Below are 26,363 nucleotides of genomic sequence, written 5' to 3' on the forward strand. Positions count from 1 at the left end.
AGACGACATGCCCTTGATCGAACGAGGCGACGCGGCCCGGAGGCGACGGCCGTGATGCGCGCCTTCGACCTGCTGGCGCGCCTGTGCGCGCTGTTCGCCGGCCTGGTCATGATGGCGGTGGCGCTGGCCACCTGCGGCAGCATCGTGTCGCGCCAGTTCTTCGGCGCGGCGCTGCTCGGCGACTTCGAGCTGGTCCAGGTGGGCATGGCCTTCGCGGTCGCCGCCTTCATGCCGCTGTGCCAGATCCGGCGCGGCAACATCATCGTCGACTTCTTCACCACCCGCGCCAGCGCGCGCACCCGGAACCTGCTCGATCGCGCCGGCTGCCTGCTGCTGGCGATCATGTGCGGCCTGCTGGCCTGGCGAACGCTGCTTGGCGGCCTGAGCGCGAAGGAATACGAATCCGTGACCATGCTGCTGCAGTTTCCCGAATGGATCGCCTTCGTGGCCATGGTGCCGCCGCTGGCGCTCACCGCGCTGATCGGGCTCGCGCAGGCATTCGGAGCCATGCCCGCCGCCGAGGACCTGGCCGACGCGCAGCACGCGCCCGCGAGCCGCTGACCCGCGCGCCGACCGACGGAAGCGACGATGGACCCGATCGCCCTCGCCCTGCTGATCTTCGGGATCATGATCGCGCTGATGGTGGTGCGGATCCCGATCGCGGTCGCGATGTTCGTCGCCGGCACCACCGGCTACCTGATGCAGGCCGGCTGGCTGCCCTACGCGAACTTCCTGAAGACCCAGACCTACTCGCGCTTCTCGAACTACGACCTGTCGGTCATCCCGCTGTTCCTGCTGATGGGCCAGTTCGCGACCCACGGCGGGCTGTCGCGCGCGCTGTTCTCGTTCACCAACAGCCTGATGTCGCGGGTGCGCGGCGGCATGGCGATGGCCGCGGTGATCGCCTGCGCCGCCTTCGGCGCGGTCTGCGGATCGTCGGTGGCCACCGCGGCCACGGTCGGCACCGTGGCCCTGCCCGAGATGACGCGTCACGGCTATTCGGGCCGCCTGACCACCGCCACGCTGGCGGCCGGGGGCACGCTGGGCATCATGATCCCGCCCTCGGTGATACTGGTGATCTACGCGATCCTGACCGAGCAGAACATCGCCAAGCTCTTCGCGGCGGCGATGATCCCGGGGCTGATCGCGATGGCCGGCTACCTGGTGGCCATCGCGGTCTACGTGCGGGTGGTGCCGGGGCACGCACCCGAGCGCGACCAGGTCGAGAAGGCCGACATGCGCGACGCGGTGGCGGGGCTGCTGCCGATCGCGATCATCTTCGTGCTGGTGTTCGGCGGCATCTACGGCGGCGTGTTCACGCCGACCGAGGGCGCGGCGGTCGGCGCGGTGTCCACGCTGGCGCTGGCGCTGGCGCGAGGCGAACTGACCCGGGCCAAGCTCGCCACCAGCTTCTACCAGGCCGCCGAGAGCTCGGCGATGATCTTCCTGATCTTCATCGGCGCCGACCTGATGAACTCGGCGCTGGCGCTGACCCAGGTGCCGGCGCAGCTCGCCGCCGCGGTCGGGTCGTCCGGCCTGCCGCCGCTGGCGATCGTCGGCGCGATCCTGGTGTTCTACATCGTCCTCGGCTGCGTGATGGACGAGCTGTCGATGATCCTGCTCACCGTGCCGATCTTCTTCCCGATGGTGATGGGGCTCGAGCTCTGGGGCCTCGACCCCACGAGCAAGGCGATCTGGTTCGGCATCCTGGTCCTGATGGTCGTGGGCATCGGCCTGATCGCGCCGCCGGTGGGGCTCAACGTGTACATCGTGAACGGCCTGGCCCGCGGCGTGCCGATCGCCGAAAGCTATCGCGGAGTGGTTCCCTTCCTGATCAGCGACCTGCTGCGAACGCTGCTGCTGCTGTTCGTGCCATCCTTGTCGCTGTTCCTGGTCGGATTCATGGATTGAGATGAAGCACCTGCTGCCCCGAGACGCGCACGAGTTCGTGCAGAAAAACCCCGATGCGCTGTTCGTCGACTGCCGCAGCGACGCCGAGTACTTCTTCGTCGGCCATGCGCTCGGCGCGATGCACGTGGCCTGGTACGACGCGCCCGACTGGGACCTGAACCCGGAGTTCGTCACCGAGGTCAAGAAGCTGGCCGGCCACTCGCTGGACCGCCCGATCGTCCTGATCTGCCGAAGCGGCAAGCGCTCGGTCGAGGCCGCCCAGGTGCTCGAGCAGGCCGGGTTCACCGACGTGAGCAACGTGCTGCACGGCTTCGAGGGCGATCTGAACGCCGAGCGCCAGCGCGGCAAGCTGAACGGCTGGCGCCACGACGGGCTGCCCTGGGAGCAGTTCTAGAGGTTCAGTGCAGGACCACCGGGGTCTGCATCAGGCCCTGGAAGCCGCTCAGGAACTCGTCGACGTCGTCGGTGGACGGCTCCGCCGCGATGAGCTTCTGCACACCCTCCCGGAAGCGGATCGCGAGGTCGCCGCCCAGGTAGATCTCGCGCTTTCCGAGCTTGTCCATGATCTCGTAGCCGCCGATCTCGCCGGCGGCGTCGCGAAACTCGACGACGCAGTAGCTGGTGCTGTTGTAGATCAGGTTCATGTCGGTACCTCCCGGCTCGAATCCCAGATGGCGGCTGTCCGGAGGATTTCAAGCATGGACTGTGCCGGAACAGGCGCGGGCTTCAGGCGGACGGCCCCGGGCGGATCGCACCGAGCAGGCCTGCCTCGAGCGCGTCGGCCAGGCGCTCGAAGCTTCCGGCGCCGGCGGCCAGGCGCAGTTCCAGCCGGTTGTCGCGCCGCCAGCCGGTCGGCGACCAGGCATCGCGGCTGGCGTCCCGACGCCACAGGTACCAGTCTCTCGCGGTCCGGAAGGCGCCTTCGGCCTGCACCAGGCCGGGCAGGGCCTGCCACGGGGCCAGCAGACCCTCCAGGCCGGCCCGGTCGAAGACGGCGGCCGCCGGCCAGCGCCAGGCGATCCAGCCCGGCCCGCCCCGCTTCGGCATTGCCGCGCGCCTCAGGCCGTTGTTCGGTAGCCGAGCAAGCGAACACTCACTTTCGTCGTCACCCGAGGCAAGGAGCGGCGGCCAGTCCTCCGGCGAGTCCGGCGCCGCCTCGCCGGATGCGGACGCTGCTTCGCGGGCATGCGCCAGCTCGATCCGTCTTCGGAAGGGCGACCGCGTTCGCAGGACCGCAGCGAGCGCCCCGCAGCCCTGCGGATCGGACAGCTCGCCGCAACCGGTGAGCACCACCCGGTCTGCCGCGACGATCTGCCCGGCCAGCAGGCGGCCGCGGAGGCCGCCGGGGCCGGAGTCGACCCGAACATCGGGATCGGCCTGGGCGTCCGGACCGGCGTCGTCCAGCCAGGCCCGCGCAGTTTCTGCGTCGACCACCGCCACCACCTCGTCGAGCCGCAGGTGCCGGCCAGCCACGCCGGCGCGCAACAGGTCCACGAAGCGGGGCGGATCCCCGGCGCCGTCGAGCTCGATCAGCAGCCGGTTCCATGGACCGCGGCGCAACAGGCGCACCAGGGCGGTCTCGAAAGCGAGCTTTCCGGCGCAGCAGGCGCAGCCGCCGACCGTCTCGACGGCGCCGGGCGGGGCGCCGAGGTCGGCAGCGGCGCCGGCCCCGGGACCGGCATCGCCCCGGCCGCCCGGCAGCCGCGCCCGGAAGCCGCCGGCATCGGCGCGGTTGAGCAGCAGCCCCCACCGCTCCCCGGCCGGCATCGCCGCCAGCCACTGGCGCAGCAGCGCGGTCTTGCCCGAGCCGGGAAGACCGGTGACCAGGGTCGCCGGGACGGTGTCCACCGGTTCAGCGCCGCCAGAAGGCGCCGGTCAGCACGACGAAGAAGGTGAGCAGCTCGAGCCGGCCCGCGAGCATGGCCAGCGTCAGCACCCAGGCCTGGAAGCTGCCCAGCGCGGCGTAGTTGCCGGTGGGGCCGAACTCGCCGAGCGCGGGACCCAGGTTGTTGACCATGGCGACCGCAGCCGAGAACGCGGTCACGAAGTCCAGCCCGGAGGCAAGCAGCAGGAAGGCCACGACGATCTGGGTCGCGCCCCACAGCAGCATGAAGCCGAGCACCGAGAAGATGACGCGGTTCTCGATGATCTGGCCGTTGATCGTGAGCGGCGAGATCGCGCGCGGGTGGACCATGCGAGCGAGCTCGCGCGAGGTCTGCCGCACCAGGATCAGCGTGCGGATCATCTTGATGCCGCCGCCGGTGGACCCGGCCGACGAGCCGATGCAGGCCAGGAAGAGCATCCACATCGGCGCGAACACCGGCCAGGCGGCGTAGTCCTGCCCCATGTAGCCGGTGGAAGTGCCGAGCGAAAGCGTGTTGAACAAGGCGTGGCGCATCGCATCGGCGAGCGTGTCGTAGACGCCGTTCCAGTACAGGTACAGCCCGATCATCGCGCCGCTGCCCAGCAGCAGCACGAACACCGCCCGGGCCTCGGGGTCGCGCAGGTAAGGCCCCACCGAGCGGGCCCGCACCGCGCGGAAGTGCGTGGCGAAGTTCAGGACGGCCAGCAGCATGAAGACCCCCAGGATGGCCTCCACGGTCGGCGAGTCGAAGCTGCCGATGCTGGCGTCGCGATTCGAGAAGCCGCCGAGCGCCATCGCCGAGAAGGCGTGGCAGACCGCGTCGAACCAGGACTCGCCCGCGATGTAGCGCAGGCTCGCCGCGCAGGCGAGCGTGAGCGCGATGTAGATCAGCCACAGGGCCTTGGCGGTCTGCGTGATCCTCGGCGTGAGCTTGTTCTCCTTCATCGGGCCGGCCATCTCGGCCTTGAAGAGCTGCATGCCGCCCACGCCCAGCATCGGCAGGATGGCCACCGCCATCACGATGATCCCCATCCCGCCGTACCACTGCATCGCGTGGCGCCAGATGTTGACCGACTGGGGCAGGTACTCGAGCCCGGTCAGCACGGTGGCGCCGGTGGTCGTGAGCCCCGCCACTGCTTCGAAGAAGGCATGCGTGACGCTCAGCCCGGGGATCTCGAGCTCGAGGGGCACCGCCGCCGCGAGCGACATGACCAGCCAGCCCAGGACCACGAGCAGGGGGCCGTCGCGCGGCTCGAGTTCGCGCCGGTAGCGCCGGGTGAGCGCCCACAGCAGCGAGCCGACGCCCAGGCAGCCTGCGGCGGAAATGAAGAAGCTCGCGTGCGCGCCGTCGTCGACAGCCAGCGACCACCCCAGCGGCAGCAGGAAGGTGGCCGAGAACACCATCAGCAGCCCGCCGAGCACGTGGGCGATGACGAGGAGACGGTTCAAGGGTTCTCGAGATGCGCGACGAGCCAGCGCGCGGTGCGCAGCAGGCGCGCATCGTCGCCGCGGCGGCCCACGAGCTGAACGCCCAGCGGCAGCCCGTCGCCGCCACGCAGCAGCGGCAGCGACACGGCAGGCATGCCGCAGTAGGTCCACAGCGTGCACATCAACGGGTCGCCGGTGCCGTCCTCGAAGCGCGGCGCCGTGCCGAGCGTGGCCGGCGTGAGGATCGCGTCGAAGTCCGAGAACAGCGCGTCGAAGGCGCGGTTCAGCGGGCCGATCCGCTCGACCGCGCGCCGGTGCTCGACCGCGGTGATCCGCCTGCCGCGCTCGATCTGCGCGCGCAGCGAATCGGACAGCCGGTCGCGACCGCGCTCGTACTCCCGTTCGTAGGAGCCGGCGATCTCCGCTTCCATGATCGTGCGGTGCCAGCCGATCGCATCGGCCGCGCCGGTGGGCAGCTCGCAGGGCGAGGCGGCGCCGGCCAGGCGCTCGAGCAATCCGCCGAAGGCGGCCTGCGCGTCGCGCGCCATCCGGTCCCACCAGGGCGTCGCGACCCAGGCGAAGCGGGGCAGCGCCGGCGCTTCGCCCCGGGCGATGTCGAACAGCGGCGGCGCCGGCAGCGGCCGGGTCGCCGGGTCGCGCGCATCGTGGCCGAACAGCGCCTGCGCGAGCAGGGCCGCGTCCTCGACTGATCGCGCAAACACGCCGACGTGATCCAGCGTGGGCGACTGGGTCAGCACGCCGGCACGCGGAATGCAGCCGAATCCGGGCTTGTAGCCGACCACGCCGCAGAATGCGGCCGGGCGGATCACCGAGCCGTTGGTCTGGGTGCCGATGGCCAGCGGCGCCATGCCCGCGGCGACCGCTGCCGCCGACCCGCTCGACGACCCGCCCGGGCTTCGCGAAGGGTCGTGCGGATTGCGCGTCTTGCCCGCCGCATACGTCGCCAGCTCGGTGGTCACCGTCTTGCCCATGGGCAGGCCGCCGGCGCGCCTGAGCGCGGCGATCACCGCGGCATCGCTGTCGGCGATCCGGCCTGCGTGCAGCACGGTGCCGTCCTCGGTGGGCATGCCGGCCACGTCGATGATGTCCTTGACCGCCACTGGCAGCCCGGCCAGCGGTCCGCCGGCCTCGCCGCGACCGCGGCGCTCGTCGAAGTCGATCGCCTGGGCCAGCAGGTGAGCGGCATCGAACCATGCCCAGGCCTGCACGCTCGGCTCGCACTCCTGCACCCGCGCCATCAGCGCGCGCGCGAGGGTTTCGGCCGACGACTCGCCGCGGGCGATCCGCGAAGACAACTCCGACACGGAGGGCAGCATGGTTCGGTTTTCCATTGAGGCGCGGCCGGTCGCCACCGGCCAGGAAGGCGGATCAGAAGAATCCGACACTGACCTGGAACAGCTTCTCGACCTTGGGGATCATGCGCCGGTTCTCCACGAAGACGATCACGTGGTCGCCGGATTCGATCACCGTGTCGTGGTGGGCCATGATCACCTCGGCCGGCGCCGCCCCGCGCTCGCCGCGCCGGCCGGGCAGTGCCCCGCCGGCGGTGGGCCGGACGATGGCGCCGATGGTGGCGCCACGCGGCAGGTCGATCTCCTCGATGCGCCTGCCCACCACCTTGGACGACTTCGGATCGCCGTGCGCGACCGCCTCGAGCGCCTCGGCCGCGCCGCGACGCAGCGAGTGCACGGCCACCACGTCGCCGCGGCGCACGTGGGCGAGCAGCTGGCCGATGGTCGTCTGCGAGGGCACGATCGCGATGTCGATCCGGTTGCCTTCGACCAGGTCCGCGTAGGCCTGGCGGTTGATCAGCGCGATCGTGCGCCGCGCGCCCATCCGCTTGGCGAGCATGCACGACATGATGTTGTTCTCGTCGTCGGAGGTGACCGCGATGAACAGGTCCATCTCGGCCACGCCCTCGTCGGAGAGCAGGTCCTCGTCGGTGGAGTCGCCGTTCAGCACCAGCGTGGACGCCGGCAGCTGGGTGACCAGGTAGTTGCAGCGGGTGCGGCTGGTCTCGACGACCTTGACCTGGTAGTCGCTGCCCAGCTTGCGGGCGAGCCGCAGGCCGATGTTGCCGCCGCCGGCGATCATCACCCTGCGAACCGGCTTGTCCATCCGGCGCAGGTCCGACAGCGCGATGCGGATGTGCTCGGAAGGCGCGAGCAGGAACACCTCGTCGCCGGGCTCGATCATCGTGGAGCCTTCGGGGCGGATCGAGCGGTCGCCGCGGAACATCGCCACCACCCGCATGTCCACGTTCGGGTGGCGAGTGCGCAGATTGCTGATCGGATGCGAGACCAGCGGCCCGCCGGCATAGGCGCGCACCGCGATCAGGCTCGCGCGGCCGTCGGCGAACTCGAGCACCTGCAGCGCCTCGGGGAACTGGATCAGCTTGCGCACGTAGTCGGTCACCGTCTGCTCGGGGCAGATCAGGTGGTCGACGTAGAAGCCGCCCTCGCCGGTGATCTCGGGGTGGGCCTGGAACTCGGGCGCGCGGATGCGCGCGATCCGGGTGGGCACGTTGAACATCCGCGCGGCGATCTGGCAGGCCACGAGGTTGGTCTCGTCGCGCGCCGCGGTGGCGATCAGCATGTCGGCGTCTTCGATGCCCGCCTGCTCGAGCACCGGCGGATGCGTGCCATTGCCCGCCACGGTGCGCAGGTCGAGCCGGTCCTGCAACTGCTTGAGCTGCGCGACGTCGGTGTCGACCACGGTGATGTCGTTGCGCTCCGAGACCAGGCTCTCGGCCACCGATGCGCCGACCCGGCCGGCGCCGAGGATGACGATCTTCAAGCCTCAGCCGCCCTGGCGGCGCCACAGCCCGCGCGAGAGATCGATGCCGAGCTGCTTGAGCTTGCGATACAGGTGCGTGCGCTCCAGCCCGGTGCGCTCGGCCACGCGGGTCATGCTGCCCTGCTCGCGGCCGAGGTGGTACTCGAAGTAGGCGCGCTCGAAGGCGTCGCGCGCCTCGCGCAGCGGCAGGTCCAGCGGGAGTTCGCGCAGCGCGACCGAGGATCGGCCGCCGATCCCCTGCTGCGCCGCTTCGGCCTGCGCGCCGCCCGGCGGCGCGAGATCGGGATGACGCTCGACCAGGCCGCCGCCTGCGGGCTCGGCGCGCGCCGCATCGAGGCTCGGCGCAGCCGGCACGAAGGCCGTGACCGTGGCGCCGGGCGCCGGGGCGCCATTGCCCGCGGCGGGCGCAGCACCGTCCGGGCCGACGGCCGCTCGCGGCATGGCACGTCCGCGCTGCAGGCCGGTTTCCACCGCTCGCAGCAGCTTCTGCATGGTGATCGGCTTTTCGAGGAAGTCGAGCGCGCCGATCCGGGTGGCCTCGACCGCGGTGTCGATCGTGGCGTGGCCGGACATCATGATCACCGGCATCGAGAGCTTGCCGGCGGCCGCCCACTCCTTGAGCAAGGTGATGCCGTCGGTGTCGGGCATCCAGATGTCGAGCAGCACCAGGTCCAGGCGATTCTCGTCGCGCAGCTGCCGGGCTTGGCCTGCGTTCTCGGCGGCGTAGACCGAATGGCCTTCGTCGCCGAGGATCTCGGAGAGCAGTTCGCGGATGCCGATTTCGTCATCCACTACGAGAATTTCCGCCATGGATCCTGCGTTGCTGGTCGTGTTGCTTCTAGGACAGGCCCGGATTCTCCCCGTTTTTGGCCAGTTTCGTAAATAGCACGGCGATGCGGGCGCCGGCAGCCTCCCCTTGGGCATCGCGAAGGTTGCCGACCTCGACCCGCGCGCCGTGCTCGTCGGCGATCTTGCGCACGATCGCCAGCCCGAGGCCGGTGCCGCGCGCCTTGCTGGTCACGTAGGGCTCGAAGACGCGCGCCAGCACGGCCGCCGGGAAGCCGCTGCCGTTGTCGCTGACGCTGACCCGGACCGCGCTGCCGCCATCGGCGCGCGCGACCTGCGCGGTCTCCACGACGATGTGCGCGTCCTCGACCCGCTCGGTGGCTTCCTGCGCGTTCTTGAGCAGATTGTGGATCACCTGGCGCAGCTGAGTGGTGTCGCCCATGACCCGGGGCAGATCCGCCGCGAGCCGGGACTCGACCATGGCGCGCCCCTCGCCGCCGGGGTACAGACGCAGCACCTCCTCGATCAGCGCGTTCAGGTCGAGCGGCTCGAGGCGCGCGGCCGGCAGGCGCGCGTAGTCGCGGAACTCGTCGACCATGTGCTTGAGCGCGGCGACCTGGTTGACGATCGTCTGCGAGTTCTTCGCGAGCAGCTCGGCGTCGGCCGGCGGCAGCCGGTCGGCCAGCTTGCGCTGCAGGCGCTCGGCGGCCAGCTGGATCGGGGTGAGCGGGTTCTTGATCTCGTGGGCCAGTCGCCGCGCGACCTCGGCCCAGGCGACGGCCCGCTGCGCGGAGATCACGCCGCTGATGTCGTCGAAGACGATCACGTAGCCGACCCGGCGCTCGGGCAGGATCGAGCCGCGCGCCAGGATCGTCTGCTCGGCGGGCGGCGCGCCGGGGCCGCCCCCCGACTCGGGGCCGGTATCCCGCGCCGGGGATTCGGCGGCGCCCTCCTGCGGGAGCGGCGGCAGCACGAACTGACGCTGCCAGCTCGCGTCGCCGGCGGCGACCTGTTCATCGAAGGCGGCCCGCACCTGGTCGGCGAAGGCGCCGAGCCGCGGCACGTGCGCCAGCTGCCGGTCCAGGTGCTCGAGCATCGACAGGCCCAGGATGCGCTCGGCGCCGGCATTGGCCAGGACCAGCCGGAAATCGGAGTCGAGCACCAGCACGCCTGCCGTCAGGTTGGCGAGCACGCTCTCGAGCCGGGCGTTGGCCCGCTCCAGCTCGCGCTGGTTGCGATCGACCTGCATCCTCGCTTCCTCGAGCTGCCGCGTCATCACGTTGAACGACTGGGTCAGCATGCCGAGCTCGTCGCGCCCGGAGTAGTCCTTGACCGGCCGGAAATCGCCTTCGGCGACCGCGCGGGTGCCCGCCGCCAGCATGGACAGCGGACCGGTCAGCCAGCCGGCGAGCAGGAAGGAGGCCGCGATCGCGGCGAAGGCGGTCAGCAGGAAGATCAGGGTCAGCGTGACCCGGTACAGCCGGAGCAGGGCGTCGCGAGACAGCTGCAGGGCCTGGAAGTCGCGCCGGCCGCGGTCGACCGCCTCGGCGTTCTCGGCCAGCGCGGGCGGCACCTGCTGGGTGAGCTGAAGGTAGCGGCTTTCGTCGGCGAGCTGGCGGTCGGCGCCGATCACCAGGATCACCCTGAGCTTGAGCGACTCGGGCTTGTTGCCCTCGCCGGGCTCGATCGCCGCGTACTGCCGGGTGAGCCTCGCCTGGCGCAGGGCGTTGGCCGGCGGCAGGTCGGGTACCAGGCTCGAGATCCGGCTGCCGCTGGCCGCCACGATGCGGCCGGTGCCCGACACGATCACCGCCTCCGGCACGCCGCTCTGCTCGCGCAGGCGGTTCAGCATGCCGGCCCAGGCTTCCTGCGGCGTTTCCACCAGTTCGGCGCTGATCGAGCGCGCGCGCTGCGAGAGCTCGGCCAGCATCGAGTCGAGCGAAGCCCGGCCCAGCGCCAACCCGGAATCGAGCGCCCGCTCGACCGGCACCGCGAACCACGACTCCACCGAGCGGCCCACGAACTGGACCGCGACCAGGTAGATCAGCGCGACCGGGACGATCGTCATCAGCGTGAAGGACACGGCCATTCTCGCCATCAGGCGTGTGCCGAACAGGCGCCGCCGGTAGCGCAGCACCAGCCTGCGCACCAGCTCGAGCACCAGCAGGAACAGGCCGGCCGCCACGCCCACCGTGAGCCAGAGCAGCACCGCGTAATAGCGCTCGAACATCCGCGTGTTCGCGGTGGCGCCGGCCAGCAGCACCAGCAGCACCAGCGCGAGCGCGACCGCGCCGATCAGCGCGAAGCGCAGGATCCGGCCTATTGCGCGCTTTTCGGAGTCGACGGCGTGAACTTGAATTGCTTCCATTCGGCCTGCGGGTTCCAGTCGCGGCTGGTCAGGCCGCCGATCTGGAAGGGCTTGGGGAGCTGGCTGGTATCGAGCCGGAGACGCACCCGGGCCTCGTAGTCGACGCCCGCCTCGACCTCGTCCTCGTCGACCACGCGCCAGCCGCGCAGGCGCGCGAGCGTACGCAAGGCCTCCTCGATCGAGTCGAAGGGCTGGATGATGCCGCCCTGGGTGAGCCGGTACTGGCGAGTCAGCGCATGGTAGGCGACCCGCCAGGTCATCGAGCGCTCGATGTCCACCGCGTCGAACCACCACCAGCGCGGCCGGCGCAGTTCGAACTCGACCACGAAGTAGAGCGGCACGCCGCGCGCCAGCGCATCGACCAGCGAGGGCGTCAGCGGCACGTGGAAGTCCGCCGCCAGCGCGTAGCCGCCTCCGGGGAGCGGCTCCAGGCGGGGCTCGGAGGCCGTTTCGACGGCCGCCGGCGCTACGGGGCGCTCGGCCGCCTGGCCGAAGGCACGGGAGACACCGGATGCGCCCAGCCACGCGGCCAACAGGGCCAGCGCGAGGGCGAATCGTAGGGTCACGGGCGCTTTTCCAGCAGGGCGTAGAAGAAACCGTCGTGGTCGCGGAAGGGCCCCGACGTGGGGAGCAGTTGCGCGATCGTCTCGTCGGCGCCGCCGATTCGGGCTCGCAAGGGCAGTCGGCGCGCGTCGGCGTGGGTCGCGAGGAAACCGGCGACGACCGGCTCGTTCTCGGATGCGAACACCGAGCAGGTGGCGTAGAGCAATTTACCACCCGGTTTCAGGAGCGGCCAAAGCCCGGCGAGGATCTCCGACTGACGGGCCGAAAGTGTCGCGATATCGCGACGCCGCCTCAGCCAGCGGATGTCCGGATGCCTGCGGACGATCCCCGAGGCGGTGCAGGGCGCGTCGGCCAGGATCCGGTCGAAGGGCCGGCCGTCCCACCAGGCTTCCGGGCGGCGGGCGTCGCCCTCGACGATCCGGGCCTGTTGGCGGAGCCGCGCGAGGTTCTCGCGGACCGGCGCGAGCCGCGACTCGTCGACGTCGAGCGCGGTGAGGTCGCAGTCCGCGAGCTCGAGCAGGTGAGTGGTCTTGCCGCCCGGTCCGGCGCAGGCGTCGAGCACCCGCTCGCCCGGCGCCGGAGCAAGCAGCGGTGCGGCGAGTTGCGCGCCGGCGTCCTGGACCGAGACGGCGCCATCGGCCCAGCCGGGCAGGGCGTCCACCGCGACCGCCCTATCAAGAGTAAGCGCCTGCTCGCCGACCTGGCGAGCGCCAAGACCCGCCTCCGTCAGGCGAGCGAGGTATTGCTCGGGGGTGGCCCGCCGGCGATTGACCCGCAGCGTCATCGGTGGCGGCGCCTCGGCTGCCTCGAGCACCGACTGCCAGCCTGAAGGGTGGTCGTGCTGCAGCAGCTCGATCCACCAGCGCGGGTGGTTCCAGCGGGCGACCGGATCCTCGCGGGCGGCGGCCAGCAGCGATTCCCGCTCGCGCAGGAACCGCCGCAGCGTGGCGTTCAGGAAGCCGGCGGCGGGCGCGGTATCGGGGGCGGCGCGCGCGGCCTCGACGGCCTGGTCGACGATCACCGCCTCGGCCCGGATCGGCTCGATCAGCTGGGCGAGCGCAACCGCCTGCAAGGCCGCCAGCCGTGCCGCGGGGGGGCGGCGATTGAGCCGGGCCGCCAACGCGTCGACCAGGCCCAGGCTGCGCGCGGCCTGGTGCGCCATGTCGCGCACCGCGGCGCGCGAGGGGTCGGGGAGTGGCCCGCGCTTGCTGGCCGAGGCGAGCGCGGCATCGAGCGCGGCAGGCAGCGCCCGCCCTGCCCTGAGCGCCTCGAGCGCCGCCGCCGCCAGCGCGATCTCGCGGGACAGCGGCGCGCGATCGGTCACGAGACGCCGCGACCGGCCATCGCCATCAGCCGACTGATCCGCTCGGCCGTGTCGGGATGCGTGGAGAACAGCCCGCGCAACCCGCCGCCGGACAGCGGATTCATGATCATCATCTGCGCGGTCTCGGGATGCCGCTCGGTGGTCTCGAGGGGGATGCCCTGGGCATAGCGGTGGATCTTCTCGAGCGCCGAGGCGAGCGCCGCCGGGTCGCCGGAGATCTCCGCGCCGCCGCGGTCGGCCTCGAACTCGCGCGAGCGCGAGATCGCCATCTGGATCATCATCGCCGCCAGCGGCGCCAGCAGCATCACCGCGATCGACGCGATCGGGTTGGCCGGCCGGCCCTCGCTGTCGCGCCCGCCGAAGAACATCGCGAAGTTGGCCAGCGCCGAGATCGCCCCCGCCATGGTGGCCGAGATCGTGGAGATCAGGATGTCACGGTGCTTCACGTGGGCCAGCTCGTGCGCCATCACGCCGCGCAGCTCGCGCTCGCTGAGCACGCGCAGGATGCCGGTGGTGGCGGCCACCGCCGCGTGCTGCGGATTGCGGCCGGTGGCGAAGGCGTTCGGCGCGGCCTCCTCGATCAGGTACACGCGCGGCATGGGCAGCTCGGCGCGCTGCGCCAGCTCGGCGACCATGCGATAGAACTGGGGCGCGGTGGTCTCGTCGACCTCCTTCGCGTTGTACATCTTCAGGACCATCTTGTCCGAGAACCAGTACGCGAAGAAGTTGCTGACCAGGCCGAAGCCCAGCGCCAGCAGCATCCCCTGCTGGCCGCCGATCACCGAACCCACGGCGCCGAACAGCGCCATGATGCCGGCCATCAGGATGGCAGTCTTGACCCAGTTGAACATGTGATCTCTACTCCTGTCAGGGTGTCGGGTCGACAGCGGCGCTCGCCGGGCGCCGACCCCGTTCGGTTCGAATATCGGGGTCGAAGCGCGATCCTGCAAGCTTCAGCGCTCAGGTCGTTGCGGGGGGCACGAACCTTTCGCCGGCGCGGATCGGGAAGCCGCGCAGGAAATCGCCGCAGGCCAGGCGCTTGCCGCCGGGCTTCTGCAATTCCGTGGCCACGATCGCGCCATCGCCGCAGGCGATGACCAGGCCATCCGCATCGGCGCGCAGCACGGTGCCAGGAGGGGTCCCCTGATGCCCGGCCCCGCTTTGCCCGGTCCCGACCGGCCCGCCAGCCGCCCGAGCCCGCCAGAACTTGACCGGTACCGGCCCGTCGCGCTCGATCGTGGCCACCGAGCCCGGCACCGGATCGAAGGCGCGGATCCGGTCGACCAGCGCCCGGGCGCCCAGCGCGAAGTCGAGCGCGGCATCCGCCCGGCCGAGCTTGCGGGCGTAGGTCGCGCCCTCGGCGGGCTGTGGCTCGGGGGCCAGCCGCCCCGCCTCCAGGCCGGCGAGCGCGTCGACGATCGCCCGGGCGCCCAGCGACGCCAGCCGATCGTGCAGGCTGCCGCCGGTGTCCTCAGGGACGATCGGCGTGGCGACCCGCGACAGCATCGGGCCGGTGTCCAGGCCCTCGTCCATCTGCATGATCGTGATGCCGGAGTCGGTGTCGCCAGCCTCGATCGCGCGCTGGATCGGCGCGGCGCCGCGCCAGCGCGGCAGCAGCGAGGCGTGGATGTTCAGGCAGCCCAGGCGCGGGATCGCCAGCACCTGCGCCGGCAGGATCAGGCCGTAGGCGGCCACCACCATCGCGTCGAGACGGGCCTCGGCCAGCCGGCGCCAGGCTTCCGGGTCGCGCAGCGTGGCCGGCTGCCAGACTTCGAGCCCGAGCGACAGCGCGAGCCGCTTGACCGGGCTCCGCTGCAGCGCCTTGCCGCGGCCGGCCGGCCGGTCGGGCTGGGTGAGCACCAGCGCGATCTCGTGGCCGGCCCCGGCCAGCGCGTCGAGCGCGGCCGCAGCGAACTCCGGCGTTCCGGCAAAGGCGATTCGAAGCATCGGTTTGGTGGCGTATGGTCGGAGGGTGGGCGGCGCGCGGAGCGATCGTGGCGGGCGGCCCGGGGCCGCGCCGAGAAGCGCGGCCGTACGAACGAACGGCGAACATCACGGGCGCGAGATCGGCCGCGCAGCGGATTTGTCCGCGCGCCGTCAGGCGATGACGCGCTCGGCCTTCTGCATCCGGGTCCGGATGCGGTTCTGCTTGAGCCGCGACAGGTACTGGACGAAGACCTTGCCGTCGAGGTGATCGATCTCGTGCTGGATGCAGACCGCCAGCAGGCCCTCGCATTTGAGCTCGAAGGGCTCGCCGCGTTCGTCGAGCGCGCGGACCGTGACCCGGTCGGGCCGCTCGACCTCGTCGTAGACGCCGGGCACCGACAGGCAGCCTTCCTCGTAGACCTTCCGGTCGAGGCTCTCGCCGACGATCTCGGGGTTGATGAAGACCCGGAGCTCGTCGTGAGCCTCGGAGACGTCGATGACGATCACCCGCTCGTGGACGTCGACCTGGGTGGCGGCGAGGCCGATGCCGGGCGCCGCGTACATGGTGTCGGCCATGTCGCGCACCAGCTGGCGGATCCGGTCGTCGACCTCGCGAACCGGTTTGGCGACGCGATTGAGGCGAGGATCGGGGTATTTGAGGATCGGAAGTACGGCCATCGGGAAATAACCGCCGTCGGTAGGATGCGCCTGACGGCTTGGCTTGCGACACCCCCACGATGCCGGCAGAATCCGCCGAACAGGGGCACCAGATTCAATGAAAAATATTATCACGCGTGGCTTTGCGTTAGCGCTCGTTCTCACGGCCGGCATGGCCATCGGCGCGCAGCCGCTCGAACTGGCGCCGAACGCGCCGGATCGCTACACGGTCGTCAAGGGCGACACGTTGTGGGACATCTCCGGACGCTTTCTCAGCAAGCCCTGGCGCTGGCCCGAGATCTGGGAGCTCAATCGGGAGCAGATCCGCAATCCGCACCTGATCTACCCGGGCGACATCGTGGTGCTCGACCGCTCGGGCGCCAGCCCGCGGCTTCGGCTCTCGCGTCTGGTCGGGTCGGGCGGCTCGGGCGCCGATGCCTCCGGGCTGCCGGTCGAGCGGCGCCAGCCGCAGACCCGTGTCGAGATGCTCGAGCGCGATCCGGTGCCGACGATCGACTCGACCGCGATCGAGCCCTTCCTGAACCGGCCGCTGATCGTCGGCGAGAAGGAGCTCGCGGCGAATCCGCGAATCGTGGCCACGCAGGACGGCCGGGTCTACCTCGGCCGAGGCGATCTGGCCTACGCCCGCGGCATCGCCGACGACACGGTGCGCGAGTGGCACGTCTACCGCCAGGCCAAGCCGCTGCTCGATCCCGACACCCGCAAGCCGATCGCCTGGGAAGCGCTGTTCGTGGGTTCGGCGCGCCTGGAGAAGTCCGGCGACCCGGCCACGCTGCGGATCACGTCGATGACCGAGGAGATCGGCGTGGGCGACCGCCTGATGCCGTCCGAGCCGCCGAAGCCCTTCAGCTATGTCCCGCGCCCGCCTGCCGGCGAGGTCGACGGCAGGATCCTCGCCGTGTATCGCGGGGTCACCCAGATCGGCCGGAACAACGTCGTCGCGGTGAACGCCGGCGGCGGCGCCGGCGTCGAGCCGGGCAACGTGCTGGCCATCCATCAGCGCGGCCGCCTGGTCGTGGACCGCGAGACGAAGGAACAGCTAAGACTTCCGGACGAAGCCGTCGGTCATCTTCTCGTTTTCCGCGTGTTCGATAACATCTCCTACGGTCTGATCATGGACGCGTCCCAGTCGATCTCGGTCGGCGACGTCGTCACCAATCCGTAGCGAGTCCGAATGCCCCTTCCCGCCGGGGCGCGCGACACCAGCGCGCCGTGGCTGCGGCTGATCCTCACCCAGGGCCTCGGGCCGGCGACAGTGCGCCGCCTGCTCGAGGCCTTCGGCTTGCCCGAGGACGTGCTCGCGGCCGGTCACAGCAAGCTGTCCGCAGCGATCGGCGCGCCGCGCGCCCACGCGCTGCTCGCCAGCGACCCCGCCCGGGACGAAGCGGTGGCGACCACCCTCGACTGGGCGCAGGCCGATCATCACCACCTGCTCTGCCTCGACGACCCGCGCTATCCGCCCCGCCTGCTCGAGATCGCCGACCCGCCCCCGGTGCTGTTCGTGCGGGGCGATCCGGCAGCGCTCTCGCGCCCGTCGATCGCGATCGTGGGCAGCCGCCACGCCACCCAGGCCGGGCTGGGCCACGCCCGCGACTTCGCCCGCGCACTGGGCGAGGCCGGGCTCACCGTGGTCAGCGGCCTCGCGCAGGGCATCGACGCCGCGGCCCACGAGGGCGCGCTGCAGACCCCGGCCGGCACGCTGGCGGTCATGGGCACCGGGGTCGACCGGGCCTACCCGCCGCGCCATCGCCCGCTGGCCGACGCGATCGCGGCGAGCGGCGCGGTGCTCACCGAACTGCCGCTCGGCACCGAAGCCCAGCGTCACAACTTCCCGCGGCGCAACCGGCTGATCGCCGGCCTGGCGCTGGCCACCCTGGTGGTCGAGGCGGCGCGCCAGTCCGGTTCCCTGATCACCGCCCGCCAGGCGCTCGAGTCCGGCCGCGAGGTCATGGCCATCCCCGGCTCGATCCACTCGCCGGTCGCAAAGGGCTGCCACCAACTGATCCGCGAGGGCGCCAAGCTGGTCGAGTCGGCCGAAGACGTCCTGGTCGAGCTTCGGGCGGCGCTGGGGCCGACGCGGGAACGCGGCAAGACCGGCGCAACCGGGCCGTCCGGCCAGAGCGCGCCGGAGCCGGCCGACCCCGCCGACCGGGACCTCCTGAAGGCCCTCGGCTTCGATCCCGCCGACCTGGACACCCTGGTCGAGCGCACCGGCCGCCCCGCAGGCGAGCTGGGTGCGCGGCTGCTCGCGCTGGAAATGGAGGACCGGATCGAGCGGCTGGTGGACGGCCGCTTCGTGCGCCGGTCCTAGGCCTTCCGGCCCATGACGTACGGAGGTTCCCTGCCAGGCATCCGGACCGTCCCTCAATCCGACGGCGGCCCTGTCGGCCGTCCGGCCGGCTTGCACCGGGTTGCGCCAGCCACTTATGATTGGCGCCCCTTGCCGCCTCGGCGGCGGCGGCAGCCGTTCCGCCCCCGTGTCGCGGATCCGCGCCCCGGCGCCGGCAGGCCGCAACAACGCTACGGACCCTGAATGAGCAAAGCCCTGATCATTGCCGAGAAGCCTTCGGTGGCCACCGACATCGCTCGGGCCCTCGGCGGCGTCCCGCGGCAGGGCGACTGGTTCGAGAACGACGAGTACGTCATCTCGTCGGCGGTCGGGCACCTGGTCGAGATCGCGGCGCCCGAACAGTTCGAGGTCAAGCGCGGCAAGTGGTCCTTCGCCCACCTGCCGGTGATCCCGCCGCACTTCGACATCCAGCCCATCGCCAAGAACGAGGAGCGGCTCAAGCTGCTGGCGCGGCTGATCCGCCGCAAGGACGTCGACCTGCTGATCAACGCCTGTGACGCCGGACGCGAAGGCGAGCTGATCTTCCGGCTGATCGCGCAGTACGCCAAGGCCAGGCAGCCGATCAAGCGGCTCTGGCTTCAGTCGATGACGCCGGCCGCGATCCGCGAGGCCTTCGCCCAGCTGCGCGAGGACCGGCAGATGCTGCCGCTGGCCGACGCCGCCCGCTGCCGCTCCGAGGCCGACTGGCTGGTCGGCATCAACGGCACCCGGGCGATGACCGCCTTCAACTCGCGCGACGGTGGCTTCTTCCTCACCACCGTGGGCCGGGTGCAGACGCCCACGCTGACGATCGTGGTCGAGCGCGAGGAGAAGATCCGCCGCTTCGTGCCGCGCGACTACTTCGAGGTCCACGCCCAGTTCGCCGCCCAGGCGGGCAGCTATGCCGGCCGCTGGTTCGACCCCGAGTTCAGGAAGAAGGAAGACGATCCCGAGGCCCGCGCCGAGCGCCTCTGGGACCGCACCCGGGCCGACGCGGTCGTCGCCGCCTGCCAGGGCAAGACCGGCACGGTCACCGAAGAGTCCAAGCCCACCACCCAGCAGTCTCCGGCGCTGTTCGACCTCACCAGCCTGCAGCGCGAAGCCAACGGCCGCTTCGGCTTCTCGGCCCGCACCACGCTGGCGCTGGCGCAGGCGCTGTACGAGCGCCACAAGGTGCTCACCTACCCCCGGACCGACTCGCGCGCCCTGCCCGAGGACTACCTCGGCACCGTGGTGTCCACGATGGAGATGTTGCGCGGCGGGCAGGCCGGCGGCGGCAGCGCCGACTACGCCCCCTTCGCGCGCCAGGTGCTCGACCGCGGCTGGGTCAAGCCGAACAAGCGGATCTTCGACAACGCCAAGGTCTCGGACCACTTCGCGATCATCCCGACCCTGCAGGCGCCGAAATCGGGCGGCCTGTCGGATGCCGAACAGAAGATCTACGACCTGGTGGTGAGGCGCTTCCTGGCGGTGTTCTTCCCGTCCGCCGAGTTCCTGGTCACCACGCGGATCACGGCGGTCGGCGAGCATCGCTTCCGCACCGACGGCCGCGTGCTGGTCAACGCCGGCTGGCTCGCGATCTACGGCCGCGAGGGCGGCCGCGACGACACGCTGGTCCCGGTGGCACCCGACGAGCGCGTGCGCGCCGAGACGGTCGAGACGGTCGGCCTGGCCACCCGCCCCCCGGCCCGCTACAACGAGGCCACGCTGCTGTCGGCCATGGAGGGCGCCGGCAAGCTCATCGAGGACGACGAGCTGCGCGAGGCCATGGCCGAGAAGGGCCTGGGCACGCCGGCCACCCGGGCCGCCATCATCGAGGGCCTGATCGCCGAGAACTACCTGGTCCGCGAGGGCAAGGAGCTGATCCCGACGCCCAAGGCCTTCCAGTTGCTCACGCTGTTGCGCGGGCTGCAGGTCAACGAGCTGACCGCCCCCGAGCTCACCGGTGAGTGGGAGTACAAGCTCGCGCAGATGGAGCGCGGCAAGCTCTCGCGCGACGTCTTCATGCGCGAGATCGCCGAGATGACCGAGCGCATCGTCGAGCGCGCGAAGAACTTCGGCACCGGCACCGTGCCGGGCGACTATGCGACCCTGTCCACGCCCTGCCCGGCCTGCGGCGGCGTGGTCAAGGAGAACTACAAGCGCTTCGCCTGCACGAAGTGCGATTTCTCGATCACCAAGATCGCAGGCAGCCGGCTGCTCGCCCCCGAAGAGGCGGACGCGCTGCTGCGCGACCGGACCATCGGCCCGCTGCAGGGCTTTCGCAGCAAGATGGGCCGGCCCTTCGCGGCCATCCTGAAGCTCACTGCCGACAACAAGCTCGAGTTCGATTTCGGCCAGTCCGACGCCGAGGCCGAGGGCGCGGAGCCGATCGACTTCGGCGGCCAGAACCGGCTGGGCGATTGCCCGAAGTGCGGCGCGGGCGTCTACGAGCACGGCATGGCCTACGTCTGCGAGAAGTCCGTCGGTCCGGAGAAGACCTGCGACTTCCGCAGCGGCAAGATCATCCTGCAGCAGGAGATCGAGCCGGCGCAGATGAGCAAGCTGCTCGCCGAGGGCCGCACCGACCTGCTCCAGGGCTTCGTATCGCAGCGCACCCGCCGCAAGTTCAAGGCCTTCCTGGTGCGCGGCGCCGACGGCAAGGTCGGTTTCGAGTTCGAGCCGCGGCCCGCCAAGCCCGGTGCCGGCGGCAAGGCCCCCGGCAAGGCGGGGGGCGCCAAGGCCGGCGCGGCGGCAGAGGCCGGCGCGGCAGCGGCCGATTCCGGGAAGCCCGCGGCAAGGGCGGCCGCCAGGAAACCGGCTGCGAAGAAGCCCGCAGCGAAGAAGCCCGCAGCGAAGAAACCGGCAGCGAAGAAACCGGCAGCAAAGCAACCGGCAACGAAGACCGCTGCGAAGAAACCCGCCGCCAGAAAGCCTGCCGCCAAGCGGGCCTCCGCCGGGAAATAGGATCGGCCGCCGCGTCAGCTTTGTCGCGGCGTCGCAACGCGTCGCCAAGCGTCGGCCCATGCCGGGCGGCGCGCGCCGCCCGCGCTATCCTATCCGGCATGAAGTGCAGTCACCCCGCCGAAGTCAGCACCGACTGGGTTTTCGGCTACGGCTCCCTGATCTGGAACCCCGAGTTCGAATTCGAGCAGGCCCATCTGGCACGGGCCTGGGGCTATCACCGAGCCTTCTGCGTCCGATCCACCCGCTACCGCGGCACGCCGGAGCGGCCGGGCGTGGTGCTGGGGCTGGACCGGGGCGGCAGCTGCATCGGCGTGGCCTACCGGCTCGCGCCGGCCAGCCGTGCGAACGCGATCGAGCGCCTGTTCGCCCGCGAGATTCCTGACCCCGCAGCGAGCATCTACCTGGCCAGGCAAATCACCGTCGAATTGCCCGACAGCTCACGTGTGCAGGCGCTCACATTCGTTGCAGACCGCTCCCGTGTGTCTTACCAGCGCCTGAGCGATCCTGAGGTTCTCGAGCGGCTGCACGCCTGCGAGGGTCAGCGGGGGCCCAATCGCGAGTACGCGATCAACACCTGGGATGCCCTCAGGCAGCGCGGCGTGCACGACGACCGCCTGCTGCGCTACGTCCGGCAGTTGCTGCGCGACACCCCCGATGCGGCGGCGAACGGCCCCACCGCGGTCGATCCGAATCAGGCCTGAAGCGGATCGCGCAGCCGCGAGCCGGCAGGAACGCCGGCCATCAGGAACGCCATCTGATCGGCGAGGATCCGGCGGTTGCGCAGGATGAAGGCCTCGCAGAGGCTGGGCACGTAGGGCACGTAGAGCAGCGGCATCCGCGCCTGCTCGGGGGTGCGGTCGCCCTTGCGCAGGTTGCAGGGCTTGCAGGCGCTGACCAGGTTGGTCCACGAAGTCTTGCCGCCGCGGCTTCTCGGATGGACGTGCTCGGCGGTGAGTTCCGCGGGCCGAAGCCTGCGACCGCAGTACGCGCACACATGGCAGTCGCGGGCGAAGAGCATCTCGCGGCTCAAGGCCGGCGTTGCGGCGAGCGGCGCCCGGTGCGCCCGGTCCCCGCGCACCGCCACGATCGAGCGCAGCGTGAGACTCGATTGCTGCCCCGACGCCCGGCTGATCCCCCCGCGCAGGGTGAACGAATGCTCGCCGTAGTCCCAGGCGACCTGCTCCTTGCAGTAATAGGCGACGGCCTCCTCCACGCCGATCCAGCGGCGCGGGGTGCCCCCGGCGTCGAGCACCAGGATGCTGACCGACGAAGCAAGAGCCGTCACGAAGTCCTCCGAGGAAGGACGGCCCGGATCGGGAACGCGCCCGACGCCCGGGACCGATTCTGCGAGCAAGAACCGTTCCCGCCATTCTGCACCAGCGGGCCCCCGTCGGCGAGATGTGTCGATGCGCCAGGTTCCCGGCCGCCTGACTCGTCCTTCCCGGTCCGCCACCCGCGCTGCGATAATCGACCCCCAAGGAGTCCTCCATGAACCTCACCCTCGGCCGGATCGCGATCGTCGCGATCGCGGCGATTTTCGCAAGCGGCTGCGCGGCGCCTTCCCGGACCGGCTACACCTACACCGACCGCGAGGCCCTCCGGCCGATGCAGGTCGAGATGGCGGTCATCGAGGCCATCCGCGAGGTCAGGCTCGAGCGCAGCCGCCCCGACGGCGTGGGCGGCGCGGCCGGCGCCGTGGTCGGCGGCGTGGCCGGCTCGAATGTCGGCGGCGGCAGCGGCCGCATCATCGGCTCGTTGCTCGGCGCCGTGGCCGGCGGCGTCGCCGGCAGTCACATCGAACAGTCGGCCACCACGCGGCAGGCCCTCGAGATCACGGTCCGCACCGACCGCGGCCGGGTCTTCGCGGTGGTGCAGGAAGCGGGCGGCGAGCAGTTCGCCCCGGGCCAGCGCGTGCGCATCCTCACCGATTCGCGCGGGGTCACTCGCGTGTCGCACTGACGGCTCGCGTTAACATCGCGTTCCGTCCCCGCGCGCGCCTCGCCCCGGGCACCGCTCCCGAGCCCTGCCGCCGCGCACCGCTCGCGCCGATCCGCATCCCGAACCCACCGCCATGATCGACACCACGCTCGAACGCTTCCAGGCCGACGTCATCGACGCATCGATGCAAAAGCCGGTTCTGCTCGACTTCTGGGCGCCCTGGTGCGGCCCGTGCAAGTCGCTCGGCCCGCTGCTCGAGAAGCTCGAGACCCAGTACGGCGGCCGTTTCCTGCTGGTCAAGGTCAACACCGACGAGCAGCAGCAGCTGGCCCAGCACTTCCGGATCCGGTCCATCCCCGCCGTGTTCGCCTTCGTCGGCGGCCAGCCGGTGGACCAGTTCCAGGGCGCGCTGTCCGAAGGCCAGTTGCGCGAGTTCATCGACCGGCTGCTGCCGGATCCCGCCGACGCCGAGATCGAGCAGGCGATGCAGGCGCTCGAGCGCGGCGACCGCGACGGCGCGGTGGCGCTGCTCCAGAAGGTGCTGGCGACCGCGCCCGAGCACGAGACCGCGCGCCTGCTCTACGCGCAGGTGCTGCTCGAGGGCGACCCGGGCGCCGCGCTCGCCATGCTCGAGGCCCTGAGCGACGAGGCGAAGGGGGACCCGCAGGTCGCGGACCTGATCGCCCGCGCGCGCCAGCTCGCCGAGGAAGCCCACGTGCCGCCTCCGCTCGAGCTGCTGACCCGCATCGCCGAGAACGAGGGCGACCTCGAGGCCAGGCTCGAGCTCGCCCGGCACTACGTCGACCAGAAGGCCTGGGCACCGGCGCTCGAGCAGCTGCTCGAGATCGTCAAGCGCGATCGCGCCTTCGGCGACGACATCGGCCGAAAGACCATGATCGAAGTCTTCGGCATGGCCTCGGCCCAACCGCAACTCGTGGCCGAGTGGCGGCGGCGGCTGAGCTCGGTCCTGTTCTGACACCCGGGGCGCGATCGCGCGCCACATACCCACGGAGAGACACATCATGCAACGACGCGAATTCCTCGCCGGCGCCGGCGCGCTGGCCGCAGCCGGCGCCATGCCCGCCCTGGCCCAGTCCTTCCCGACCCGGCCGGTCGTTCTCTACTGCGCCTTCTCCGCGGGCGGACCGACCGACCAGGTCTTCCGCGTGTTCGCCGAGGCCGCCACCAGGACGCTCGGCGGCTCGGTGGTCGTCGAGAACAAGCCCGGCGCCGGCGGCACGCTGGCTGCGCTGTCGCTGCGCAGCGCGCGCCCCGACGGCCACACGCTGGCGCAGGCGCCGATGGGCCTGTTCCGCATCCCGCACATGCAGAAGAACCGGACCTTCGACCCGATCGCCGACTTCACCTACATCAGCTGCCTGACCGGCTACACCTTCGGCCTGGTCGTGCCGGCCGACTCGCCGATCAAGTCGATCAAGGACCTGATCGAGTACGCGAAGGCCAACCCCGGCAAGTTCACCTACGGCAGCCCGGGCGCCAACACCTCGCCGCACCTGGCCATGGAGGAGTTCTCCGAGCGCGCCGGCATCAAGTTGAACCACGTGCCCTTCAAGGGCAACGCCGACGCAATGGTCGCGCTGCTGGGCGGCCACATCATGTCGGTGAGCGACTCCACCGGCTGGGCCCCGCACCTCGAAGCCGGCAAGGTCCGCCTGCTGGCTACCTACGGCAGCAAGCGCACCAAGCGCTGGCCCGACATCCCCACGCTGACCGAGCTCGGCTACGACACCGTGTCCGACTCCCCCTTCGGCCTGATCGGCCCCAAGGGCATGGACCCGGCGGTGGTCAAGAAGCTGGACGACGCCTTCAAGGCCGCACTCGACGAGCCGAAGGTCAAGGAGATCGTCGACCGCTTCGACCAGCCTGTGGTCTACATGAACTCGGCCGACTACACCGCGTGGGCGAAGCGCACCTACGAAGCCGAGAAGAAGACGATCGAGCGGCTCGGTCTGGTCGGCACGATCTGAGAACGGGCGAGGAGACCGGGATGACCCGCAGCAGCACCATCGAACTGACCGCCGCCGACGGCCACCGCTTCGCGGCCTACGTGGCCGCGCCCGAAGGCAAGGCCCGCGGCGCGATCGTGATCGCACCCGAGATCTTCGGCGTGAATTCGCACATCCGCTCGGTGGCCGACGGCTACGCGGCCGACGGCTTCCTGGCGATCGCGCCGGCGCTGTTCGACCGCGCGCAGCGCGGCTACGACACCGGCTACTCGCCCGACGAGATCCAGGCCGGCATCGCCGTCATGCAGAAGGTCGACATGGCCGACGCGATGAAGGACGTCGCCGCCTGCGTGGCGCATGCCGCGCAGGCCGGAAAGGTCGCCATCGTGGGCTACTGCTGGGGCGGCACCGTGGCCTGGGTCGCGGCGGCACGGGTCGGCGGGCTGGCCTGCTCGATCCCGTACTACGGCGGCGGCATCCCGAACTTCGCCGACGAGAAGCCGGCCTGCCCGGTCATGTTCCACTTCGGCGAGCAGGACAAGAGCCCCACCCCCGAACAGGCCCGCAAGGTCGCGGCCGCCAACCCCTCGGCGATCGCGCACTTCTACGACGCCGGCCACGGCTTCAACTGCGACCAGCGCGGCTCCTACGATGCCGCCGCGTCGAAGCTCGCGCGCGGCCGCACGCTGGAGTTCCTGGGCAAGCACGTGGGTTGATCGGCGCTACTGCGCCGTCCAGCCCCCGTCCACCGGCAACGAAACGCCGGTGATGCCTTCGGCGGCGTCGCTGCACAGGAAGGCGGCGACCTCGCCGATCCGCGACGGCGGCAGCAGCTTCAGGTTCGGCTGCTTCTCCTTGAGCAGGTCGCGGATGGCCGCTTCGCGATCGCCGCCGAACTGGGCGGCGCGCGCCGCGATCTGCGGGCCCAGGATCGGGGTCTCGGTCCAGCCGGGGCAGATGCAGTTCACCGTGATGCCGTCGGTCGCGGTCTCCAGCGCCACGCCCTTCGACATGCCGACCAGGCCGTGCTTGGCCGCCAGGTAGGCGGTCTTGTTCACCGAGGCCACCAGTCCGTGCACCGAGGCGATATTGACGATGCGGCCCCAGCCGCGCTCGCGCATCGCAGGCACCGCGGCGCGCATCGTGTGGAAGGCCGCGCTCAGGTTGATCGCGATGATCGCGTCCCAGCGCTCGGGCGGGAAGCTCTCGATCGGGCAGGTGTGCTGGATTCCGGCGTTGTTGACCAGGATGTCGGGCGCGGCCAGCGCCTGCGCGGCGCGCGCGACCACCGCCGCCGCCTGTGCCGGGTCGGCCAGGTCGGCCCGCACGTAGGCCGCGCGCACGCCGTGCACGCCGGCGAGCGCCGCCGCAGCGGCCTCGCCGCCCGCCTGCGGCTCGATGCCGTGCACCACCACGTCGGCCCCGGCAGCGGCCAGCGCCTGCGCGATCGCCTCGCCGATTCCCTGCGTGGCGCCAGTGACCAGCGCGGTCCGTCCCTTCAGCGTCTTCCCGGCCAT

The 26,363-nt window shown here is 71.2% G+C and carries 25 protein-coding genes; 11 read left to right on the top strand and 14 right to left on the bottom strand.

Translation table 11 applies throughout. The features are described from left to right. Positions 1-54: 54 nt before the first annotated feature. The 3 genes from FHP08_RS13145 to FHP08_RS13155 are packed head-to-tail and all read left to right on the top strand — an operon-like array spanning position 55 to position 2,305. Positions 55-561, top strand: a complete 507-nt coding sequence (locus tag FHP08_RS13145; RefSeq protein ID WP_147704936.1) for a TRAP transporter small permease — start codon at positions 55-57, stop codon at positions 559-561. Between the two features lie 27 nt (positions 562-588). Beyond that, a complete protein-coding gene (locus FHP08_RS13150; protein WP_147704937.1) occupies positions 589-1,911 on the top strand; it encodes a TRAP transporter large permease in 1,323 nt (440 codons plus the stop codon). Between the two features lies 1 nt (position 1,912). Next, complete coding sequence (locus tag FHP08_RS13155; RefSeq protein WP_147704938.1) at positions 1,913-2,305, top strand: rhodanese-like domain-containing protein; 393 nt, start codon at positions 1,913-1,915, stop codon at positions 2,303-2,305. Between the two features lie 4 nt (positions 2,306-2,309). On the opposite strand, the gene FHP08_RS13160 is transcribed toward FHP08_RS13155, so the two are convergent. The 12 genes from FHP08_RS13160 to def form a co-directional block, all read right to left on the bottom strand. Next, positions 2,310-2,555, bottom strand: a complete 246-nt coding sequence (locus FHP08_RS13160; RefSeq protein WP_147704939.1) for a BTH_I0359 family protein — start codon at positions 2,553-2,555, stop codon at positions 2,310-2,312. An 82-nt stretch (positions 2,556-2,637) separates the two neighbouring features. Further along, positions 2,638-3,759 (bottom strand): GTP-binding protein, encoded by a 1,122-nt coding sequence (locus FHP08_RS13165; RefSeq protein WP_147704940.1) that lies wholly within the window; start codon positions 3,757-3,759, stop codon positions 2,638-2,640. Between the two features lie 4 nt (positions 3,760-3,763). Further along, positions 3,764-5,224, bottom strand: a complete 1,461-nt coding sequence (locus FHP08_RS13170; protein WP_225879130.1) for a TrkH family potassium uptake protein — start codon at positions 5,222-5,224, stop codon at positions 3,764-3,766. Further along, positions 5,221-6,540, bottom strand: a complete 1,320-nt coding sequence (locus FHP08_RS13175) for an amidase (RefSeq protein ID WP_222707891.1) — start codon at positions 6,538-6,540, stop codon at positions 5,221-5,223. The genes FHP08_RS13170 and FHP08_RS13175 overlap by 4 nt, the downstream gene beginning before the upstream one ends. Before the next feature lie 52 nt (positions 6,541-6,592). Then, positions 6,593-8,020, bottom strand: coding sequence for a Trk system potassium transporter TrkA (gene trkA, locus FHP08_RS13180; RefSeq protein WP_147704942.1), 1,428 nt, complete (start codon positions 8,018-8,020; stop codon positions 6,593-6,595). Between the two features lie 3 nt (positions 8,021-8,023). After that, complete coding sequence (locus tag FHP08_RS13185) at positions 8,024-8,830, bottom strand: response regulator (RefSeq protein WP_147704943.1); 807 nt, start codon at positions 8,828-8,830, stop codon at positions 8,024-8,026. Between the two features lie 28 nt (positions 8,831-8,858). Beyond that, positions 8,859-11,174, bottom strand: coding sequence for a sensor histidine kinase (locus tag FHP08_RS13190; RefSeq protein WP_147704944.1), 2,316 nt, complete (start codon positions 11,172-11,174; stop codon positions 8,859-8,861). Next, complete coding sequence (locus tag FHP08_RS13195) at positions 11,126-11,740, bottom strand: DUF4390 domain-containing protein (RefSeq protein ID WP_222707892.1); 615 nt, start codon at positions 11,738-11,740, stop codon at positions 11,126-11,128. Before FHP08_RS13195 ends, FHP08_RS13190 begins: the two co-directional genes overlap by 49 nt. Then, positions 11,737-13,062 carry a 16S rRNA (cytosine(967)-C(5))-methyltransferase RsmB gene (rsmB, locus tag FHP08_RS13200; RefSeq protein ID WP_225879131.1) on the bottom strand — a complete coding sequence of 442 codons (1,326 nt, stop codon included), beginning with the start codon at positions 13,060-13,062 and terminating at the stop codon, positions 11,737-11,739. The genes FHP08_RS13195 and rsmB overlap by 4 nt, the downstream gene beginning before the upstream one ends. Continuing rightward, positions 13,059-13,913, bottom strand: coding sequence for a zinc metalloprotease HtpX (gene htpX / locus FHP08_RS13205; RefSeq protein ID WP_147704945.1), 855 nt, complete (start codon positions 13,911-13,913; stop codon positions 13,059-13,061). The genes rsmB and htpX overlap by 4 nt, the downstream gene beginning before the upstream one ends. A gap of 109 nt (positions 13,914-14,022) precedes the next feature. Continuing rightward, positions 14,023-15,009, bottom strand: a complete 987-nt coding sequence (gene fmt / locus FHP08_RS13210; protein WP_147704946.1) for a methionyl-tRNA formyltransferase — start codon at positions 15,007-15,009, stop codon at positions 14,023-14,025. 150 nt (positions 15,010-15,159) lie between these two features. Then, entirely contained in the window at positions 15,160-15,666 is a 507-nt protein-coding gene (def, locus tag FHP08_RS13215; protein ID WP_147704947.1) for a peptide deformylase, read from the bottom strand. Positions 15,667-15,817: 151 nt separating this feature from the next. On the opposite strand from def, the gene FHP08_RS13220 reads away from it, so the two are divergent. The 4 genes from FHP08_RS13220 to FHP08_RS13235 all read left to right on the top strand — a co-directional run bounded on the left by FHP08_RS13220 (position 15,818) and on the right by FHP08_RS13235 (position 21,642). Beyond that, entirely contained in the window at positions 15,818-16,831 is a 1,014-nt protein-coding gene (locus tag FHP08_RS13220; protein WP_222707893.1) for a LysM peptidoglycan-binding domain-containing protein, read from the top strand. Between the two features lie 9 nt (positions 16,832-16,840). Next, on the top strand, positions 16,841-17,977 hold the full coding sequence (gene dprA, locus FHP08_RS13225; protein WP_147704949.1) for a DNA-processing protein DprA: 1,137 nt from the start codon (positions 16,841-16,843) through the stop codon (positions 17,975-17,977). Between the two features lie 222 nt (positions 17,978-18,199). Next, positions 18,200-20,941: a DNA topoisomerase III gene (locus tag FHP08_RS13230; protein ID WP_147704950.1), complete on the top strand. Its 2,742-nt coding sequence runs from the start codon at positions 18,200-18,202 to the stop codon at positions 20,939-20,941. Between the two features lie 98 nt (positions 20,942-21,039). Then, complete coding sequence (locus FHP08_RS13235; RefSeq protein WP_147704951.1) at positions 21,040-21,642, top strand: gamma-glutamylcyclotransferase; 603 nt, start codon at positions 21,040-21,042, stop codon at positions 21,640-21,642. Here FHP08_RS13235 and FHP08_RS13240 read toward each other — a convergent pair. Then, positions 21,633-22,226 carry an HNH endonuclease gene (locus tag FHP08_RS13240; RefSeq protein ID WP_147704952.1) on the bottom strand — a complete coding sequence of 198 codons (594 nt, stop codon included), beginning with the start codon at positions 22,224-22,226 and terminating at the stop codon, positions 21,633-21,635. The two genes, FHP08_RS13235 and FHP08_RS13240, sit on opposite strands and share 10 nt — an antisense overlap. Before the next feature lie 203 nt (positions 22,227-22,429). On the opposite strand from FHP08_RS13240, the gene FHP08_RS13245 reads away from it, so the two are divergent. From FHP08_RS13245 to FHP08_RS13260, 4 genes are all read left to right on the top strand, one after another. Continuing rightward, positions 22,430-22,900, top strand: coding sequence for an outer membrane lipoprotein (locus FHP08_RS13245; RefSeq protein ID WP_147704953.1), 471 nt, complete (start codon positions 22,430-22,432; stop codon positions 22,898-22,900). A 115-nt stretch (positions 22,901-23,015) separates the two neighbouring features. Beyond that, positions 23,016-23,855, top strand: coding sequence for a thioredoxin family protein (locus tag FHP08_RS13250; protein ID WP_147705147.1), 840 nt, complete (start codon positions 23,016-23,018; stop codon positions 23,853-23,855). Between the two features lie 46 nt (positions 23,856-23,901). After that, a complete protein-coding gene (locus FHP08_RS13255; RefSeq protein ID WP_147704954.1) occupies positions 23,902-24,867 on the top strand; it encodes a tripartite tricarboxylate transporter substrate binding protein in 966 nt (321 codons plus the stop codon). A 20-nt stretch (positions 24,868-24,887) separates the two neighbouring features. Next, the gene (locus tag FHP08_RS13260; RefSeq protein WP_147704955.1) at positions 24,888-25,562 is read left to right on the top strand and encodes a dienelactone hydrolase family protein; all 675 of its coding nucleotides are present in this window, start codon (positions 24,888-24,890) and stop codon (positions 25,560-25,562) included. Between the two features lie 6 nt (positions 25,563-25,568). Here the strand turns inward: FHP08_RS13260 and FHP08_RS13265 are convergent, their stop codons facing one another. Further along, positions 25,569-26,363 (bottom strand): 3-hydroxybutyrate dehydrogenase, encoded by a 795-nt coding sequence (locus FHP08_RS13265; protein ID WP_147704956.1) that lies wholly within the window; start codon positions 26,361-26,363, stop codon positions 25,569-25,571.

This window comes from Zeimonas arvi, from assembly GCF_008039575.1.
GTDB lineage: Bacteria > Pseudomonadota > Gammaproteobacteria > Burkholderiales > Burkholderiaceae_E > Zeimonas > Zeimonas arvi.